This window comes from Haemophilus parainfluenzae (genome assembly GCF_014931375.1).
In the GTDB taxonomy this organism is placed as follows: Bacteria; Pseudomonadota; Gammaproteobacteria; order Enterobacterales; family Pasteurellaceae; genus Haemophilus_D.
On record NZ_CP063117.1, the window covers coordinates 1302501 to 1318847 of the forward strand.

Consider the following 16347-nt stretch of genomic DNA (forward strand, 5'->3'; position numbering starts at 1 on the left):
CGAAAGTGGACGTATAGGGTGTGATGCCTGCCCGGTGCTGGAAGGTTAATTGATGGTGTAATCGAAAGAGAAGCTCCTGATCGAAGCCCCAGTAAACGGCGGCCGTAACTATAACGGTCCTAAGGTAGCGAAATTCCTTGTCGGGTAAGTTCCGACCTGCACGAATGGCATAATGATGGCCAGGCTGTCTCCACCCGAGACTCAGTGAAATTGAAATCGCCGTGAAGATGCGGTGTACCCGCGGCTAGACGGAAAGACCCCGTGAACCTTTACTATAGCTTGACACTGAACATTGAATTTTGATGTGTAGGATAGGTGGGAGACTTAGAAGTAGTCACGCCAGTGATTATGGAGTCGACCTTGAAATACCACCCTTTAACGTTTGATGTTCTAACGAAGATTACGAAACGTGGTCTCGGACAGTGTCTGGTGGGTAGTTTGACTGGGGCGGTCTCCTCCCAAAGAGTAACGGAGGAGCACGAAGGTTTGCTAATGACGGTCGGACATCGTCAGGTTAGTGCAATGGTATAAGCAAGCTTAACTGCGAGACAGACAAGTCGAGCAGGTACGAAAGTAGGTCATAGTGATCCGGTGGTTCTGAATGGAAGGGCCATCGCTCAACGGATAAAAGGTACTCCGGGGATAACAGGCTGATACCGCCCAAGAGTTCATATCGACGGCGGTGTTTGGCACCTCGATGTCGGCTCATCACATCCTGGGGCTGAAGTAGGTCCCAAGGGTATGGCTGTTCGCCATTTAAAGTGGTACGCGAGCTGGGTTTAGAACGTCGTGAGACAGTTCGGTCCCTATCTGCCGTGGGCGTTGGAGAATTGATTGGGGCTGCTCCTAGTACGAGAGGACCGGAGTGGACGCACCACTGGTGTTCCGGTTGTGTCGCCAGACGCATTGCCGGGTAGCTAAGTGCGGAAGAGATAAGTGCTGAAAGCATCTAAGCACGAAACTTGCCAAGAGATGAGTTCTCCCTGTTTTTAAGACAGTAAGGGTTGTTTAAGACTAAGACGTAGATAGGTCTGGTGTGTAAGCGGTGCGAGCCGTTGAGCTAACAGATACTAATTGCCCGAGAGGCTTAACTATACAACGCTCAAGGGTTTTGGGTGTTGTAAGACGAAACTCAGAGACGAAAGAGAAAGTTTTGAAGTTTAATCAGCTTGTTTGGTTGTGAGACACTAGAGATAGTGAGAGCAGAAAGAGATAGAAGAAGTTATTAAAGGAATAATCCTGGCGGCGATAGAGCGGTGGTCCCACCTGACCCCATACCGAACTCAGAAGTGAAACGCCGATGCGCCGATGGTAGTGTGGGGTTTCCCCATGTGAGAGTAGGACACCGCCAGGTACTGAATGTAGAACCCCGAGCTGAATGGCTTGGGGTTTTTGTTTATGGATTTTTATTAAAAATTATATAGAATGATCTCAATTTTTATTTCTCAATATAAACCATGAAAAACTTTAGATATTTTGCGCAACGTTATGTTGATTGGGTTATTCGATTAGGTCGAGTTCGTTTCTCTTTACTTGGTATCGCTATTCTTGCGATTTTAGCTATCTGTATACAAATCTTATTAAGTACGCTTCTTAGTGATGGTATTCACTGGAGTGACATTGCTCGCTCAATCACTTTTGGTTTATTTACTGCGCCTTTTGTTATTTATTTTTTTACACTACTTGTTGAACGACTAGAACGTTCCCGTCTAGAGCTCTCTAAAACACTTGCTCGATTAGAAAAAAATAGTCGTGATAAAAGTACCTTACTGGCAACAATTAGCCATGAGTTACGTACGCCTTTAAATGGGATCATTGGTCTTAGTCGAATTCTATTGGATGATAAATTAACAGAACAACAACAAAATTATCTCAATACAATTAATCTAAGTGCGGTCAGTTTAGGTCATATTTTTAGCGATATTATTGATTTAGATAAGATCGATTCTAAGCGTATTGAATTAAATATTCAGCCTTGCGATTTCCATTCACTACTTAATGATTTCTATAATTTTGGCACCTTGATGGCAGAACAAAAGGGGCTAAAATTCTCTTTAAAGCTGGATGATAATTTACCTAATTGGCTTTATCTCGATCGTGCTCGCCTTAGCCAAATTCTTTGGAATTTAATTAGTAATGCCGTCAAATTCACAGACAAAGGTGACGTTATTTTAAGGGTGCAGAAAATGCAAGATAATCAGTATCAATTTAGTGTTACTGATACGGGGGCAGGAATTGCACCTTGCGAATTAGATAAGATTTTTACCATGTACTATCAGGTTAAAGATAATATTCATCGTTCTGCGGGAAGTGGCATTGGTCTTGCAATTTCTAAGAATTTAGCTCAATTAATGCAAGGGGATTTAACGGTTGAAAGTGAATTGGAAAAAGGTTCAACCTTTTACTTAACGATCATTGCAGAAAAAGCGCAAGCTCATGATGGTAATGCTGAAAAAGCCATGCAGCATCTTTCTATTTTATTAGTAGAAGACGTTGAATTGAATATCGTTGTAGCCAAAAGTATTCTTGAGAAGCAGGGGCATTATGTTGATGTTGCGATGAATGGTGAACAGGCTATCCAATTATTTGAGAAAAATACTTATGATATTGTTTTTCTTGATATTAAGTTACCAGATATGTCAGGTTTTGATATCGCATACTATTTGCGTAAAAACTACGAAGAAGGGATTTACGATTTTCTTCCACCTTTAATTGCCTTTACGGCAAATGTAATGCACAGCGAAGAGGAATATCAAAATCAAGGTATGGATGGTGTGTTACGTAAACCTCTTTCTTTGACGGAATTACGTCAGTGTTTTAAAACCTTTTTAGGTGATGATATCGAGACTACCTCTGATGAAGAAGAGCTCCCTCAAGTTCAAGAAGGTATTAATATTTCACTTATTGAGTTAATTGGAAAATCACAAGCTAAAGCTAATGTAGAGTTATTCAAACAGTGGATGCCAATTTATTTAGATGAATTAGAAACGGCGTATGAAGATTATCTTACAAACGCAGATATGCAACAAATGGTGTCAGATGTGGCACATAAAATAAAAGGCGCTGCAGCATCAGTGGGGCTTGTTAATATTCAAAATATCGCAAAACAGGCTCAAGACACGTCATTACCTAATTGGGCATCTGATATTGCTTTATGGATAAAGCAACTCAGTAATGAATGGTCTCAAAATGTAGCTGAATTAGAAGCATATTTAGAAAAATAATTCATGACACGTCATTTTCAAATTTTGATCAGTGAGAATATGCCGTCTAATTTGCCGGCAAATACCTTGATCATTAATGAGTTTTCTAAAATTCAAAATCTTCTTGGGCAAGAGTTTGAGACGATCTTGTTTGATGCACGAAAAGGTATCCATTTAGAGGCGCTCGCCATTGCGGCCGGTACATTAAAAATGAATGGTGCCTTAATTGTTTTGCTATCAAATTGGGAGAAACTTCATTCCCAAATAGACGAAGATAGTCTTCGTTGGTCAGGTTCGCTTGAGGCAATTACGACGCCAAGATTTATTGCATATTTTAAGCATTGTATTCATAAATATGATTTTCCCGTCCTTTATCATCAAAATGATTTAAAGTTTGACCGCACTTTTCAGCAGTTATTTGTAAACCACAATGCGACCTTAGATCAGCAGAAAACCATTGAGCAAATCTTACAAAAAGAATCTGAACTTTACTTTCTTACTGCCAAACGAGGAAGAGGGAAATCAGCTCTAGCAGGCTTATTAGCGAATCAACTGGATACTAAAATTTACCTCACAGCTCCAAATAAAAGTGCGGTCAATATTTTGGCTGAATTTTCACAAAAAGAAATTATCTTTATTGCACCAGATGCGCTTTTCCTTGCTTTGCAAAATGATCCTTCTTTTTCTGAAAATGCTTGGCTTTTTGTTGATGAGGCGGCAATGTTGCCGATTGCTCAACTCACTGCTTTTTCCCAGCATTTTAAGCATATTCTATTTACGACTACCATCCATAGTTATGAGGGAACGGGGCGAGGCTTTGAGCTTAAATTTAAGCAAAAAATTAACCGCACTTTTTCTGATTTTGAGCTTATTGAACCGCTGCGTTGGTCGAAAGATGATGCTTTAGAGGCGTTTATCGATGAGCTTTTATTATTGAATGTAGAGGATGACTTTAAACAAACGCCATACGATAAAAGCAAAATATGCCAAATTACTGAACGCTCACAAGAGGAAATACTTTCTTCATTGTCTCAATTCTATGGCTTGATGACATTAGCCCATTATCGTACATCACCATTAGATCTACGGCGATTGTTTGATGCTAATTCACAGCGTTTTTTTACCGCTGAAAATGAACAAGATTTATTAGGTGCAGTTTGGGCATTAAAAGAAGGCGGGATTGAAGATTCATCGCTTATAGAAGCCATTCAGCTAGGTACTAGACGTCCTAAAGGCAATCTTGTCCCGCAAGCACTTTGTTTTCATTCTCAGCTACAAAAGGCTTGTACATTACATTCTTTACGTATTTCGAGAATTGCGGTCCAGCCTATGTGGCAGCAGCATGGTATTGGTACACAACTTATTGAATACATCACACAAAATGCCGATCTGGATTATTTATCAGTGAGTTTTGGTTATACCAAAGAACTGGCTCAATTTTGGCAGAAATGTGGTTTTTCTCTTGTTTATTTAGGCGAGCATTTAGAGGCAAGTAGTGGCTGTTATTCAACTATCGCTCTAAAAGGGCTTTCTGCACAAGGGATTGAATTAGAAAAAGAAGCAACGCAATCTTTTCAACGGAATATGCCTTTGTCTTTCCATCCACTTGCTCAGGAATTTAATACCACATCAGTAGATTGGGAATTGCTTGATGAAGATTGGTTAAGTTTAAAAAATTTTGCTTATTTTTACCGCACTTTAGCTTCCGCTTTGCCGGCAATTCGTCGATTTTTAATGAATTTAGATGAAAAAGATTGCCCTTTAATGAGAGATTATTTCATCACAAAACAGATACCCTATAATAAGAAAAATGGGTTAAAATTATTACGTTCGGAAATTGCACAAAAATTAAAAAAGGAGGCAAAATGAGCGAACAAGAAAAAAAAGGTTGGTTCCGTAAAGCGGTAGATGAATACAATAAATTTTGCAGTGAGCTTGGTTTAGATAAAGGTAGTTGTCGAGGTTGTATGCCACGCATTGAATTTGATGATGATGGTAAGGTAAAAAAAGAGAAACCACTAGAACCACTCAAAAAATAAGAGAAACAGGGTTAAATAACCCTGTTTTTTTATACAGATAATTATTGAAAAGTAGGGTGGATTTGTTAAACTAATCAGCTGTTCACGCAAAAATGAGATAAAAATTGACCGCACTTATGAAAACAACCTATTTTAATTTTGATATTCCGACTCAGCCCAATGATCATAAAATTCTTGGCAATGTATTAGCGAGTGCAGATGCACTTGCTGTTAGTGAAATTGCAGAGCAATACGATGGATTGACTGTGGTTGTGACACCGGATACCAAAAGTGCGGTTCGTTTATCACAAGTTTTACCGGATTTAACTTCTCAGCCCGTTCAGTTTTTTCCTGATTGGGAAACGTTGCCTTATGATTCTTTTTCTCCTCATCAAGAAATTATTTCTTCGCGTTTAAGTGCGCTATTTCATTTGCAAAATACTAAAAAAGGTATCTTTGTTTTACCGATTAGCACATTAATGCAACGCGTGTGCCCGCCGAAATATCTACAGCACAATGTCCTTCTGATTAAAAAAGGTGACCAGCTTGTCATTGAAAAATTGCGATTACAATTAGAGTCAGCAGGATATCGTTCCGTAGAGCAAGTACTAGAACATGGTGAATATGCTGTGCGCGGATCACTTTTAGATCTTTTCCCAATGGGAAGTGCGGTTCCATTTCGCTTAGATTTTTTTGATGATGAAATTGATTCGATTCGTACTTTTGATGTCGATACGCAGCGAACGTTAGATGAAATTCAATCTATTAATTTATTACCTGCACACGAATTTCCAACTGATGAGAAAGGCATTGAATTTTTCCGTACACAATTTAGAGAAACTTTTGGAGAAATTCGTCGTGATCCAGAACATATTTATCAGCAAATCAGTAAAGGCACACTAATCTCAGGGATTGAATATTGGCAGCCGTTATTTTTTGATGAAATGGCAACGTTGTTTGATTACTTGCCAGAAAAAACGTTGTTTGTGGATATGGAAACAAATCAAGCACAAGGTGAACGTTTTTATCTTGATGCCAAACAGCGTTATGAGCATCGCAAAGTTGATCCAATGCGCCCTCTTTTGCCGCCAGAACGTTTGTGGCTAAGCATTGATGCGGTAAATCATGCATTAAAAAATTATCCTAAAATTAATTTTAAAGTAGAAAAAGTGCGGTCATCTGTTCGTCAGAAAAATTTAGCGGTGTCCGCATTACCAGCCGTGACCATTCAATCACAGCAAAAAGAACCGTTATCGCAACTTCGTCAGTTTATTGAGCATTTTAAAGGAAATGTTCTATTTTCAGTTGAAACTGAAGGACGACGTGAAACCTTACTGGATTTACTTTCACCATTAAAAATTAAGCCTAAACAGATTAAAACCTTATCTGAAGCCAATCAAGACAAGTTTAATCTGTGGGTAAGTCGTCTTGAGCAAGGTTTTATTCTTGATGAGGCTAAACTCGCCGTCATTACAGAGCATGAAATTTTAGGCGAGCGAGTACAACAACGTCAGCGTGATAAACGTAAGGCGGTGAATCCGGATACCTTAGTGCGCAATCTGGCTGAATTAAAAATTGGGCAGCCTGTGGTACATTTAGATCATGGTGTTGGGCGTTATGGTGGCTTAGTGACACTCGATACTGGGGGCTTAAAAGCAGAGTATTTACTGATCAATTATGCGAATGAGTCCAAACTTTATGTGCCGGTTGGTTCTCTTCATTTAATTAGTCGCTATGTGGGGGGCTCAGATGAAACCGCACCATTACATAAATTAGGTAATGAATCATGGGCGAAAACGCGTCAAAAGGCCGCAGAAAAAATTCGTGATGTGGCTGCTGAATTACTTGATGTGTATGCCCAGCGAGAAGTGAAAAAAGGCTTTGAATTTAAATATGATCGTGAGGAATTCCAGCAATTTGCTGCAACCTTCCCTTTTGAAGAAACGCACGATCAAGCTATGGCGATTAATGCCGTCATTTCAGATATGTGTCAGCCCAAAGCAATGGACCGTTTAGTTTGTGGTGATGTGGGCTTTGGGAAGACGGAAGTAGCGATGCGAGCCGCATTTTTGGCAGTAATGAATCATAAACAAGTGGCTGTATTGGTTCCAACAACCTTGTTAGCTCAACAGCATTATGAGAATTTTAAAGATCGTTTTGCTAATCTGCCGGTTAATGTGGAAGTGCTTTCTCGTTTTAAAACAGCCAAAGAGCAAAAACAAATCTTAGAAAATTTAGCCGAAGGAAAAGTCGATATTCTAATTGGAACCCATAAATTAATTCAATCCGATGTGAAGTTTTCTGATCTTGGCTTACTTATCATCGATGAAGAACATCGCTTTGGTGTGGGACAAAAAGAGAAAATTAAACAACTTCGAGCGAATATTGATATTTTAACGCTTACCGCAACACCAATTCCTCGTACTTTGAATATGGCGATGAATGGTATTCGCGATCTTTCTATTATTGCGACACCACCGGCTCGTCGAGTGAGTATCAAAACGTTTGTTCGTCAGAAGGATGATTTAATTATTCGTGAGGCCATCCTGCGTGAAATTTTACGTGGTGGGCAAGTTTATTATTTACATAATGATGTGGCGAGTATTGAAAATACGGCTGAAAAACTGACCGCACTTGTACCAGAAGCTCGAGTCGTGATTGGTCATGGTCAAATGCGGGAACGTGAACTTGAACGCGTGATGAGTGATTTTTATCATCAACGTTATAACGTATTAGTCTGTTCCACCATTATTGAAACAGGGATTGATGTACCAACGGCAAATACGATTATTATTGAACGTGCAGATAATTTTGGTTTAGCTCAGCTTCACCAGCTGCGTGGACGAGTGGGACGTTCTCACCACCAAGCTTATGCCTATTTGCTTACACCACCGCCAAAATTAATGACGAAAGATGCGAAACGTCGTTTAGAAGCGTTAGAAAGTTTAGATAATTTAGGCGCGGGGTTCATTCTTGCAACACATGATTTAGAAATTCGTGGTGCAGGTGAATTATTAGGTAATGAACAAAGTGGACAAATTGAAAGCATCGGTTTTTCGCTTTATATGGAATTGCTTGATGCAGCAGTCAAAGCCTTAAAAGAGGGGAGAGAGCCTTCATTAGAAGAGATTACACATCAGCAAGCTGAAATTGAGCTACGTGTTCCAGCTTTATTGCCAGATGATTATCTTGGCGATGTGAATATGCGTTTGTCATTCTATAAACGCATTGCGGCAGCGGAAAGTAAACAAGAGTTAGATGAATTAAAAGTTGAATTAATCGACCGTTTTGGTTTGTTACCTGAGGCAACTAAAAATCTTTTACAAATTGCTGAAATGCGTTTAATGGTGAAACCATTAAAAGTATTGAAAATCGATGCAGGAGCTCAAGGTGGCTTTATTGAATTTTCACCTTCCGCAAAAGTTGATCCTGAAAAATTCATTAAACTGATTCAACAAAATCCAATTGTTTATCGCTTTGATGGTCCATTAAAATTTAAGTTTGTGAAAGCACTTCCAGAAAACAAAGTGCGGTTAGAATTTGTGATGGATTTAGTGAAGACGCTGACTGAGTAGCAAGTAAATAAAAAGGCTGACAAAATGTCAGCCTTTCTTTTTTACCTTTTATTAGTGAAGCGCTTCAACAACGCTTAAGAACATTTTTAAGATACCGGCATTTAATAAGTCGATAAAGAATGCCCCTACCATTGGTACGATTAAGAACGCTTTGTGAGAAGGTCCGAAACGGCTAGTAATTGCTTGCATGTTAGCAACGGCTGTTGGTGTTGCACCGAGACCGAAACCACAGTGACCCGCACTTAATACAATCGCATCATAATCTTTACCCATCATACGGTATGTGACGTAGATAGCGAAGAAAGCCATGAAGACAACTTGAACTGCTAAGATAATTAATACATCTGTTGCAAGACCTGCTAATTCCCAAAGTTTGAGAGACATCAAAGCAATCGCTAAGAAGATAGATAAACCAACGCTACCTAGTACGTCAATTGCTGAATCAGCCACTTGGAATTTGAATAAGTGGGTTAAGCTGTTACGAATGATTACACCTGTAAATAAACACCATACGAATGTTGGTAATTGAATGTGTGTACCTTTTGTTAAGCCATCTAAATATTGACCAATGAGTAAACATAAAGAAAGCATTGCGATAGTTTCAATGATTGAGCGAGAATTTATTTTACGTTTGTAAGTTGGATGCTCAAATGCTTCTTGTACGTCATCTACTTCATCATTCTCTGGGTTTTCACCTTGTTTTTGACGATTTAATAAATAACGAGAGACTGGACCACCTAAGATACCACCGAAGACTAAACCGAATGTGGCACATGCCATGGCGATTTCTGTTGCAGCAGGTAGGTTAAATTCTTTAGTGAATGTTTCTGCCCATGCCGCACCTGTACCATGACCACCGGTTAGGGTAACTGAACCTGCAAGTAAACCATAAGCAGGATCAATACCTAATAATTGAGTACCTAAAATACCGATGACATTTTGGCAAACAATGAGTATTGCGGCTGCAAATAGGAAGATAACTAATGGTTTTCCGCCTTTAATTAAGCGAGCAAAGTTTGCACTTAAACCGATAGAGGAGAAGAAGACTAACATCATCGATGTTTGTAAGCTTTTCTCAAAGGTAAATGAGGTGCCGTTTACTTTGTATAAAATGGTTAATGCAATAGCCACAATAAAGCCGCCAACAACAGGCTCAGGGATATTGAATGTTTGTAAAACGCGAATACGTTTTACTAGAAAAAAACCAAGTAATAATACAAAACTTGCTAAAGCAAGCGTTTGATAGGTATCAAAAACAATATTCACGAAATATCCTCCTATTTAGTTTGGTTTCGAGAATTCTTATGAGTTGTGTTCAGGTTCAACCACCACAATGTCAACATTGCTATGTAATCCACGTGGTAATTGGGAGCCTTTTCTGCCGCGTTCCGCTCGGAATTTTTGCAGATCTTCCGGTTTTAATGTGATTTTTCGTTTACCGGAATGGAACTCAAGGCTGGCTTGCTCTGAAATTAAGAACAATTTCACCAATAATTCTGACCGCGCTTTTGCATTCGCTGCTGGAATACTGATGATTTTGTTGCCTTTCCCTTTTGATAATGCCGGTAAATCCCGTACCGGAAAAATCAGCATTCGACCCGCTGAAGTGAGGGACACAAGAAGTGAGGTCGACTCGGAAAGTGTCTCAGGTTTCAAGACTTTCGCATTTTCTGGCAAAGAAATCAAGGCTTTTCCTGCTTTATTACGTGCAATTAAATCTTCAAATTTGCAAATAAAACCGTATCCCGCATCTGATGCCATCAATAATTCTTGTTTTTCAGGCTCCATAATAACTTGTTCAATGGTCGCACCTGCCGGTAATGTAAGTTTACCGGTGAGCGGTTCACCTTGTGAACGCGCAGAAGGTAAGCTTAATGGATCTAAAGCATAGCTACGACCGGTACTATCAATAAAAATCACCGGTTGATTACTTTTACCATAAGCGTGCGCCAGATATTTATCGCCTGCTTTATAGCTTAATCCTTCCGGATCAATATCATGACCTTTCGCACAGCGAACCCAGCCCATTTCAGATAAGATGACAGTAACAGGTTCAGCTGGCGTCATTTCACTTTCAGAAATCGCTTTCGCTTCTTCACGTTCAACTAATTGAGACATTCTAGGGCTGGCGTATTTTTTCGCATCTTCTTGAATTTCTTTTTTGATCAAAGTATTTAGGCGACGCTCAGATCCTAAAATTAACTCTAAATTTGACCGCTCTTCTTCGAGTTTATCTTTTTCAGCTTGTAATTGATGTTCTTCTAATTTGGCTAAATGGCGTAAACGTAAGTTTAAAATGGCTTCAGCCTGTTCATCACTTAAGTTAAAGCGAGCCATTAAAACTTGTTTAGGTTCGTCTTCAGTACGAATAATCTCAATCACTTCGTCAATATTGAGGAAGGCGATCATCAAACCATCTAAGATATGCAAACGAGCGAGTACTTTATCTAAACGATGTTGTAAACGACGCGTTACTGTTGTGCGACGGAATGTCAGCCATTCAGTGAGGACTTGAAGTAAGCCTTTCACGGCCGGTTTATGATCAAGCCCGATCATATTCATATTCACACGATAGCTTTTTTCAAGATCCGTCGTCGCAAATAAATGCGCCATCAAGGCATCAGTATCAACACGATTTGAACGTGGCACAAGCACGATACGCACAGGGTTTTCATAATCTGCTTCATCACGAATATCTTCCACCATTGGCAATTTTTTCGCCGTCATTTGCTCAGCGATTTGTGCAATGATTTTTGATGGAGAAGATTGATGAGGAAGTGCGCTAATGATGATTTCACCGTCTTCTTTATGCCATGTTGCACGCATTTTGATAGAACCACGACCGGTTTCATACATTTTGCGAATATCATCTTTTGGTGAAATAATTTCCGCTTCAGTTGGGAAATCCGGGCCTTGAATGATATTGAGTACATCATCTAATCCTGCTTTTGGATTATCTAATAGCATAACAGCGGCATCCGCCACTTCATTAATATTATGTGGTGGAATATCGGTTGCCATCCCGACGGCAATCCCGGTGGTGCCGTTTAACAGAATATGAGGCAAACGTGCAGGCAAATATTGAGGTTCTTCTAAGGTACCATCAAAGTTCGGTTGGAAATCAACAGTGCCTTGGCCTAATTCAGATAATAAAATTTCAGAGATTTTGGACAGGCGAGATTCGGTATAACGCATTGCCGCAAATGATTTAGGATCATCTGGCGCCCCCCAGTTTCCTTGCCCATCCACCAAAGGATAGCGATAAGAAAAGGGCTGAGCCATTAAAACCATGGCTTCATAACAGGCGGAGTCACCATGCGGATGGAATTTACCTAACACATCACCGACGGTACGTGCAGATTTTTTAAATTTCGCTGCAGCATTTAACCCCAATTCAGACATCGCATAAACAATACGACGTTGGACAGGCTTTAAGCCATCACCAATAAAAGGCAATGCACGATCCATGATGACGTACATTGAATAATTAAGATAAGCCTTTTCTGTAAAGGTGCGAAGTGGCATCTGCTCGATGCCTTCGTAATTAATATTGCTCATATTCTTCTAATCTATTTTCTGGTTGCACCGGAACTCGCATCAGAATGTTCGTGATGAGAATGCCCCATATCCATTCCTTTATGACTGTCAATTTCGTAAGGAACAGGTTGTGGTTTTTGTGGATTGGCTTCTTTAAAGGCTTCGTCTTTTAGTTTTCCGGAATAAATATTCGGATTTTTTTCGCCTTCGACCACGATTTGTCCCATCGTGCCTTTATTTACAGCACGGAAAATCGAGTGATCCATAAAGACATAAGTGCCCGGTACATCAATTCGTGTTTCCACCATGGTGGCACTGCCGGATGGAATCAGGGTAGTTTGAACATTATGATTAACAAGCGTACCGCCTTCCACATACACATTATCAAATACAGCACCAATTAAGTGGAAAGAAGAGCATAAATTTGGTCCAGCATTTCCTACAAATAGACGAATGCTTTCACCGGTTTTCGCTTTTAAGGCATTTCCGTCCATAGTTGCACCGACTTTACCGTTGAAGAGGACGTATTCAGGGCGTTCATCAATGGCTTTTTGCATACTGAATGGTTGCAAGCCAGGCTCGCCAAATTCACCTTTGGTATAGAATTCACTTTGCATAATGTAAAATTCGCGATCCACTTTTGGTAAGCCTTCTTTGGGCTCAACTAAAACTAAACCATACATCCCTTTGGCAAGGTGAATATCCACAGGCTGACTGCCACAGTGGTATAGATAAATTCCCGAACGTAACGCTCTAAATTGGAAGGTTGATGTACGCGTTGGTGGTGTTTCACTTGCGAGTGCTCCGCCCATTGGTACGGCTGCAGCATGGAAATCGATACTGTGTGGCATCATTGAACTCGCTGAGTTGGAAAGTTGCACTTCCACCATGTCGCCTTCGCGCACACGAATAAACGGCGCAGGCACGCTCCCATTTAATGTCCAAAATTTAAATTGCACACCATCCATTAAATCCATAATTTGCTCAAGTGCGGTCAGTTTTACCACGACTTTTGCTGGATAGTTACGCTCAATCGGTTTTGGCACATTGGGCGCAAGCGTCAGTTCAGCTTCAATCTCTGGTAAATTCTCAACTGCAGTGGTTGCTGTATTTGAGGCTTTTTCTTCTGCTTGAGCAGAAGGAATAAGGCTTAAACCAGCACCTAATGTAATTGTTGCTAGGCCTAGTGCACTGTTTTTAAAAAAATCTCGACGTTGTTCGTTCATGATTGACCTCAAATAATTAAACAGCTAAATCCACTTGGTCGCCATTGGTTTGTAACCAATTTTTGCGATCTTCCGCTCGTTTTTTGGCAAGTAACATATCCATTAATTCTAATGTTTCCGCGCCTTGATCTTCGCCTAGCTCATAGGTTAATTGAACTAAACGGCGTGTATTCGGATCCATGGTGGTTTCACGTAATTGTGATGGATCCATTTCACCTAAACCTTTGAATCGTTGTACGTTTAAAGTGCCTTTTTTACCTTTTAAGCGTTCTAAAATTGCTTCTTTTTCGTTTTCATCGAGGGCATAAAAGACTTCTTTACCTAAGTCGATACGATAGAGTGGTGGCATTGCCACATAAACGTGTCCATCTTGAACCAATTTAGGGAAGTGACGTAAAAAGAGGGCACAGAGTAGGGTGGCGATATGCAAACCATCAGAGTCCGCATCGGCTAAAATACAGACTTTCCCGTAACGAAGTTGAGATAAGTCTTCATTATCAGGATCGATACCAAGCGCCACAGCAATATCATGAATTTCCGTTGAGCCAAGCACTTGATCACTGGCGACTTCCCAAGTATTTAAGATTTTTCCGCGTAAAGGTAGGATCGCTTGATATTCACGATCTCGCGCCTGTTTGGCCGAGCCGCCCGCAGAGTCACCCTCTACTAAAAATAATTCGGTTTTTTCTAAATTTTGTGATGCACAATCGGCTAATTTACCCGGTAGAGCAGGACCACTCACTAATTTTTTACGCACGACTTTTTTGGCTGCATTCAGACGACGTTGTGCAGAACTGATCGCCATTTCAGCTAAGCGATCTGCATCTTGTACGTTTTGATTCAACCATAAACTGAAGGCATCTTTTAAAACACCTGCAACAAAGACCGCACTTTGACGGGAAGATAAGCGTTCTTTGGTTTGGCCGGCAAATTGGGCATCCTGCATTTTCAGTGAAAGAATGTAAGCACAGCGATCCCAAATGTCGTCTGCGGTTAATTTCACGCCGCGTGGTAATTTATTGCGGAATTCGCAATATTCAGTCATGGCATTAAGCAAGCCTTGGCGAAGACCATTTACGTGTGTTCCGCCTTGTACTGTTGGAATCAAGTTTACATAGCTTTCAGCAATAAGCTCGCCACCTTCAGGTAACCATAATAATGCCCAGCTTACCGCTTCAGTTGAACCTTTAAATTCACCAACAAAAGGTTTTTCAGGCAAGGTTTCAAAACCATTTACCGCTTCGGTTAAGTAATCGGATAAACCATCTTGATAGCACCACACATCTTCGGTGTTATTCACTTTATCGATAAATTTAATTTCTAAGCCTGAACAAAGTACGGCTTTGGCACGTAATAAGTGGCGTAAACGACTAACAGAAAAATTCTTGCTATCAAAATATTTTGGGTTTGGTTTGAAGTGAACGGTGGTGCCGGTCGTACGTCTGCCACAAGTCCCAATGACTTCTAATTCTTCTACTTTTGCGCCATTTTCAAAGGCAATTTTATACACTTCGCCGTTACGTTTAACTTGAATATCTACGCGTTCAGAAAGGGCGTTGACAACAGAAATCCCCACCCCGTGTAAACCACCGGCAAATTCATAGTTTTTATTCGAGAACTTACCGCCAGCATGAAGTTTGGTTAAGATGACTTCCACACCAGAAACCCCTTCAGTTGGGTGGATATCCACTGGCATTCCGCGTCCGTTATCAATGACTTCAAGCGATTGATCGGCGTGTAAAATCACTTCAACTTTAGTGGCGAAACCCGCAAGGGCTTCGTCCACACTGTTATCGATAACTTCTTGAGCAAGATGATTTGGACGAGTCGTGTCCGTGTACATGCCGGGGCGAATTTGCACCGGTTCGAGATCTTTCAGAACCGTAATTTCTTGAGCGGAATAATTTGTAGTCATTTTTAAAATTAGTTACTTATTTATAAAAAATTGGCGTGATTTTATCAAAAAATGACGCGTTTATAAAATCAAAGATGAGAAAAGATAAGGATACTATATCAAGTAAAAGTGCGGTCAAAATTTGACGTGAATTTTGACCGCACTTTGGATTCATTTGAACCTATTAAATCTGTTATGGGTTAAATTATCTCGATACTAAGCTTTTACTTTTGTGGCTAAATATTCCAGCAAGCCTTTATCTCTCAATTTGCAGCTTGGGCATTCCCCGCAGCCACCTTCAACACCTTCGTAACAAGTATGAGTGTGATGGCGAATATAATCTAACGCACCTAATTCATCAGCTAATGCCCAAGTTTGTGCTTTGGTAAGATACATTAACGGTGTTTTTAAATTGAACGGATAATCCATGGCTAAATTAAGGGTGACATTCATGGATTTGATAAACACATCGCGACAATCGGGATAGCCACTGAAATCTGTTTCACATACGCCCGTGATAATGTCATTAATATCTTGGCCTTTTGCGTAAATCGCGGCATACAATAAGAAGAGCGCATTGCGGCCATCCACAAAGGTGTTCGGTAATTCACCGTCTTTTTGTTCAATATCTGCATTTGCATCCATTAGGGCATTATGGGTAATGGATTTGATGACAGACGTATCAATCAACGTTTGTTTTACGCCGAGATCTTTGGCGATCCAACGGGCTTTTTCTAATTCTATAGCATGACGTTGGCCATATTGAAAGGTAACTGTTTCCACATTTTCTACGCCATATTCGGCAATAGCTTGAATTAAACAGGTTGTGGAATCTTGTCCACCAGAGAAGATTACGAGGGCTTTACGATTGTGATTAGGATTTGAAATATTCAT

General features: G+C 40.2%; 9 protein-coding genes and 2 rRNA genes (1 of these 11 cut by a window edge). 6 read left to right on the plus strand and 5 right to left on the minus strand.

Annotated elements, in window-relative coordinates; all coding sequences use genetic code 11:
- The 6 genes from INP95_RS06400 to mfd form a co-directional block, all read left to right on the plus strand.
- A 23S ribosomal RNA gene (locus tag INP95_RS06400) occupies positions 1–1095 on the plus strand; it begins 1803 nt to the left of the window's first position.
- Positions 1096–1238: 143 nt separating this feature from the next.
- A 5S ribosomal RNA gene (gene rrf / locus INP95_RS06405) occupies positions 1239–1354 on the plus strand.
- Positions 1355–1457: 103 nt separating this feature from the next.
- Positions 1458–3224, plus strand: coding sequence for an ATP-binding protein (locus tag INP95_RS06410; protein ID WP_049384181.1), 1767 nt, complete (start codon positions 1458–1460; stop codon positions 3222–3224).
- A 3-nt stretch (positions 3225–3227) separates the two neighbouring features.
- Positions 3228–5072 carry a tRNA(Met) cytidine acetyltransferase TmcA gene (locus tag INP95_RS06415; RefSeq protein WP_070590882.1) on the plus strand — a complete coding sequence of 615 codons (1845 nt, stop codon included), beginning with the start codon at positions 3228–3230 and terminating at the stop codon, positions 5070–5072.
- A complete protein-coding gene (locus INP95_RS06420; protein ID WP_014065161.1) occupies positions 5069–5242 on the plus strand; it encodes a DUF5363 family protein in 174 nt (57 codons plus the stop codon). The genes INP95_RS06415 and INP95_RS06420 overlap by 4 nt, the downstream gene beginning before the upstream one ends.
- Positions 5243–5358: 116 nt before the next feature.
- Positions 5359–8796 (plus strand): transcription-repair coupling factor, encoded by a 3438-nt coding sequence (gene mfd, locus INP95_RS06425; protein ID WP_070590895.1) that lies wholly within the window; start codon positions 5359–5361, stop codon positions 8794–8796.
- 51 nt (positions 8797–8847) lie between these two features.
- On the opposite strand, the gene gltS is transcribed toward mfd, so the two are convergent.
- The 5 genes from gltS to queC all read right to left on the minus strand — a co-directional run bounded on the left by gltS (position 8848) and on the right by queC (position 16347).
- On the minus strand, positions 8848–10062 hold the full coding sequence (gene gltS / locus INP95_RS06430) for a sodium/glutamate symporter (protein ID WP_070590880.1): 1215 nt from the start codon (positions 10060–10062) through the stop codon (positions 8848–8850).
- Between the two features lie 36 nt (positions 10063–10098).
- Positions 10099–12354 carry a DNA topoisomerase IV subunit A gene (gene parC / locus INP95_RS06435; protein WP_070590878.1) on the minus strand — a complete coding sequence of 752 codons (2256 nt, stop codon included), beginning with the start codon at positions 12352–12354 and terminating at the stop codon, positions 10099–10101.
- An 11-nt stretch (positions 12355–12365) separates the two neighbouring features.
- Complete coding sequence (gene nirK / locus INP95_RS06440; RefSeq protein WP_070590876.1) at positions 12366–13559, minus strand: copper-containing nitrite reductase; 1194 nt, start codon at positions 13557–13559, stop codon at positions 12366–12368.
- 16 nt (positions 13560–13575) lie between these two features.
- A complete protein-coding gene (gene parE / locus INP95_RS06445) occupies positions 13576–15474 on the minus strand; it encodes a DNA topoisomerase IV subunit B (protein WP_197560360.1) in 1899 nt (632 codons plus the stop codon).
- A gap of 195 nt (positions 15475–15669) precedes the next feature.
- Positions 15670–16347, minus strand: a complete 678-nt coding sequence (gene queC, locus INP95_RS06450) for a 7-cyano-7-deazaguanine synthase QueC (protein ID WP_049383981.1) — start codon at positions 16345–16347, stop codon at positions 15670–15672.